3 protein-coding genes are annotated in these 3,407 nt (G+C 37.5%); all 3 read right to left on the bottom strand.

The features are described 5' to 3' along the window. Positions 1 to 4 precede the first annotated feature (4 nt). The 3 genes from F6K20_RS30155 to F6K20_RS30145 all read right to left on the bottom strand — a co-directional run bounded on the left by F6K20_RS30155 (position 5) and on the right by F6K20_RS30145 (position 2,952). A complete protein-coding gene (locus F6K20_RS30155) occupies positions 5 to 763 on the bottom strand; it encodes a DpnII family type II restriction endonuclease (RefSeq protein WP_287297159.1) in 759 nt (252 codons plus the stop codon). 153 nt (positions 764 to 916) lie between these two features. Continuing rightward, entirely contained in the window at positions 917 to 1,894 is a 978-nt protein-coding gene (locus tag F6K20_RS30150; protein WP_287297158.1) for a DNA adenine methylase, read from the bottom strand. Between the two features lie 425 nt (positions 1,895 to 2,319). Further along, the gene (locus tag F6K20_RS30145; protein WP_287297156.1) at positions 2,320 to 2,952 is read right to left on the bottom strand and encodes a hypothetical protein; all 633 of its coding nucleotides are present in this window, start codon (positions 2,950 to 2,952) and stop codon (positions 2,320 to 2,322) included. Positions 2,953 to 3,407 lie beyond the last annotated feature (455 nt).

The raw sequence follows: 3,407 nt of genomic DNA, 5'->3' as shown, positions 1-3,407 counted from the left end.
TCCTCTATAAAAGTTTGTTTCGATTAAAGTGATGCAGCGCGGTCTTGGGGGTTTCCCCCATGAGCGACTGCATCAAGACAACCAGTTTCTTAGGAGTATTAATTGCAAAATCAATCGTTTTAGACGCTTTTTTGATGGTAAGGTGTTTACCAAATTCTGATCTGATGCCATCTGACTTAGCCTGCGGGATGTACTTAAAGCCATGACGAGTACAGATAGAATTGACAAAGTACTCGACGATGTCTTCCATAGCTTTACCGCCCCGGTTTTTGCGAGCATTTGTATCTAGACCGACCTCGACACCGATAAAGTAATCTGTTAGGGACTTGATACGTCTTGAGGTGATTTGCTCTAGGAAACCTAACTCCTTTAGAAAAACAATAGCTTGATCAATATCTTCTTCTGTTAAATTTTCTTTCTTTTTAAAACTGAAATTATCATAGTTAAATTTTCCTGATTGATAGTCGGTTAAAATCTGAAACTTATGCTCACGACAAGCTAGCAAGGCTGGAATGATAGAGATTAGCTTTGGATGTTCTCTGAATAACACTCTTGCTTCTTCTTCAACATTATCCTTGCCCACAAGATAGTTCAAAAGATTGAGACTAATCTCAATATCTCTAACATTTTTCCCAACCTTATTCCAATTTACGAAATAATCCCATTTCAAAATAGAGGGTTTCAGGGTTGCCATCACATACTCGAATACGCTATCAGAGTCATTACAGCCAAGATTTTCCCTAAATACAGAATTAAATTTCATCGGATTTGTCCTGTGTACTATATCCTTTGTCCTTTTTAAATAAAAAGAACCAATGGTAAAATCATTCCCCGTATCCCCCCTCTACCTTCTTATAATTACTCCTATAGTTACATGATTGAAATGCTCCCTTTTCAGATTAGTTTAAATGTCACTTTAATAGTTATTAACCAGAATTTCTCTAATGTATCCTCTGCTATTTCCTTTTGAGTTTATTCTACGGGATGCCAATATTCGCTCAATAGTAAACCCTTGATATAACTCATCGAAAAACAAATCATTAACATAGTTAGTTGGATCAGAATTGCTGAGCATTTGATGGGCTCCTGCCTGATCAGCTTTCACAAACACATCCCGTAAACGACGCTGCTCATTATCATCAAATTCCAGGGAATGATAGGAATTAAAATTTGAAGTTTTGCTGATGGGACGATAGGGAGGATCATAGTAAATAAAGGTGCTATGATCAGCATATTTCAGAACTTGACTAAAGTCCCTTTGTTCTATTTGAGCAATTTCGAATAGCTTGGAGACAGCTCGCAGATTATTGTCATTCATAATTTTAGGATTTTTGTATCGTCCTACTGGCACATTAAATTCTCCTTTGCTATTGACCCGATACAGACCGTTAAAGCAGGTTTTATTCAGAAAAACCGTTATGGCAGCTCGCTTGCTCCAATCGGAATCGTAACCGTTAGCATCTATATGTTTATCAAACCTGTTATATTTGTTACGATATTCGTAGTATAATTCTTTCCGACGTTGATCATCTTGGGGTAGGTATGTATTACTAAGCTTTAACAGTTCTTTGATCAGTGATTCAACATCCTGTTGGATAACCTTATAAAGGATAATCAGCTCAGGATTGGTATCGAATAGATAAGCTTTCTGGATATCGAAACTGTTGACAATATCGAAAAAAACTGCACCTCCTCCCACGAAGGGCTCGATATAAGTCGTCAGACTTCCCTTGCGTAGCTTTGGTGAGTATCTCTCTCGAAGTTGTGGCAGAAGCTGCGTTTTGCCACCTGCCCATTTTAGCACAGGAGATGCTAATTCTCTTTCTTTTTTTATTGGGTGCTGTATTAGGGTAAATGGTTCAGATTCTGTTAAAATAGCCACGTTTATAATCATTAAAATTGCAGACAATCAATATTGTATAGCATTTTTATTTGAGATGTAAACCTAGGATTAATATAACAAGTAAACAGGGAACAGATAACAGGAGTCAAACTATGCCGGTTTTTTTTGATTTAATGCTAAATAAGCATTGGATTTATGATATATTAATCAAGGCTATATATCCCTCAAATATTATTATTTGAGTAACCATACCATATAACTTGTATATAGTAAATATTTTTTCAAAAAAAGTAAGTATTTAAAATCATTTATTGTTGATATTTAAAAATCTCTTAATTTATATCAAATCTGGATAATTTTCCATACTTACAATATCCATAAAAAATCTTTCTCCCCCTACTCCCTACTCCCTCGGTGCGCTTTCCGTAGGCGAATTAAATTCGCCACGGGTCGCACCGCTCCCTACTCCCTCTTCCCTACTCCCTGCCCGCACCGCTATCACCAAGAACAGCTACCAAAATTCGGAACAATTCTTCTAAATCAGCTGGAACACGGTAAAGATTCAGGTCTTGAGTAACTTGTTTATGCTCTCGGTGCAAAAGCCCAAATTGCCAGATATCCCCTGTAGAAACAGCACCCTGTAAAATCAATTGGTCAGCGTCACTCCATAGATCGAGAGCAATCAGTTCTACAGCAAGTTGGGTAAAGCCTCTTTGGATATTAGCATTTTTGGCTTCTATTACCAGCAGTTTACTATCTGTATAAAGATAATAGTCTAGATAACCTTTCAAGTATTCTGTAACAGTTAGGGGATATTCGATTCTTAGCTGTGCTTGAGTATAGTGGACTAAATCAAGCAAGATCGGAGCGATTAGTAATTCCCGTCGAGCTGCTTCACTGGTTAAACTAACATAGGGTAAGCTTTCTTCAATTCTGGATTGAAGACCAGAAAGTCGGTCTAGTTTTGTCGTAGACTTTTCTAAAGTCAAAGAGCTTCGCTTCAAGGTATAGCCAAATTCCGCCAAAATGTCTTCTGGCTCAACGACCATATCAAAATAACTTCTAAAGGTATAAGATTTACCAGGTTGGAGGATGGGAATTTTGTTCATTATTAAGATAGGGAGTCGGGAGTGTGGGGGGATGGTAAGATAGGGATATAGGGAGATGGGGAGATTTTTATTAAGGGTAATTATCCTGAAATTATCTAATTTTAATTATCTATATAATTGATAATTATATCATGAACAATTTTGCTGATTTATCATAATATCAAACACTCTTTGGATCTCTTGACGACTACTCCCCGCTCCCTACTCCCTTTTCAAGTGCTTAATCCGATCACAAAGAGTGCGATCGCGTTTTTCTAGCTCAGCATTTGTGCTCAAATAATCCTGGAGCCAATCACAACTATAGGTTAGGACTTGATCAAGATCCAGGACTTGATCCACATTCCACAAAATCACGTTATAGCAGAAGTCATTTGTCAGAAGTCATTTGTCAGAAGTCAAACTCTTGCGCTTCTTGATGCAGTCGCTCATGGGGGAAACCCCCAAGACCGTAATGA

This window comes from Moorena sp. SIO2C4, assembly GCF_010672485.1.
Classification (GTDB): Bacteria; Cyanobacteriota; Cyanobacteriia; order Cyanobacteriales; family Coleofasciculaceae; genus Moorena; species Moorena producens.
The sequence above is the reverse complement of the archived record's forward strand: the minus strand, read 5'-3'. Positions and strand labels throughout refer to the sequence as shown.